This window comes from Oleiphilus sp. HI0132 (genome assembly GCF_001635845.1).
In genome coordinates this window covers 1-499 of the sequence record NZ_LWGJ01001404.1, presented here as the reverse complement: position 1 = coordinate 499, position 499 = coordinate 1, and the positions used below count along the sequence as shown (strand labels likewise).

At 38.5% G+C, this 499-nt stretch carries 1 protein-coding gene; it reads right to left on the bottom strand.

Features of this window, described 5'->3' with window-relative positions:
• Positions 1–286 precede the first annotated feature (286 nt).
• On the bottom strand, positions 287–499 hold a 213-nt coding region (locus A3766_RS21495; RefSeq protein WP_255375685.1), incomplete at its 5' end, for a rhodanese-like domain-containing protein.

Sequence of the window (499 nt, the reverse complement as noted above, 5' to 3'; positions counted from 1 at the left end):
TCTTCTACGATTAAATTAATAAGCTTCACTATATAAGATTAGCCTTATTAGATGCTGATAGCAAAGCCTTAACTTTTCGAAATAATTTTGACTAAGTCGGTAGTCATTGCTGTGTTGTTTTGGCAATCCTAAGAAATTGCACGCTTAGCTATTAGCTCGACGTCTGAGACGAGCGGTGTTTACTGAATATAGATGTAAAGTTTATCAAAGATTAATACGTATCCTTAGTCTTCGATTACCCGGGCTCAGTTAAGTGATTGAAGGGTGATAAAGCAGTAGCTTAGATCTAATCGCCTTGCTGCCATTCAACAAAACCGCCATCAAGACTATACACTTCTCTACAGCCTTGACTGGCGAAAAATTCAGCCGCGCCTTGACTACTGTTGCCGTGATAGCAAACCACAATTAGTGGCTTTTCTTTATCCATGTCAGATAAATACTGTTGTACATTGTCATTCGAAATATGAACCGAGCCTTCTATATTTCCTGAAGCAAATGA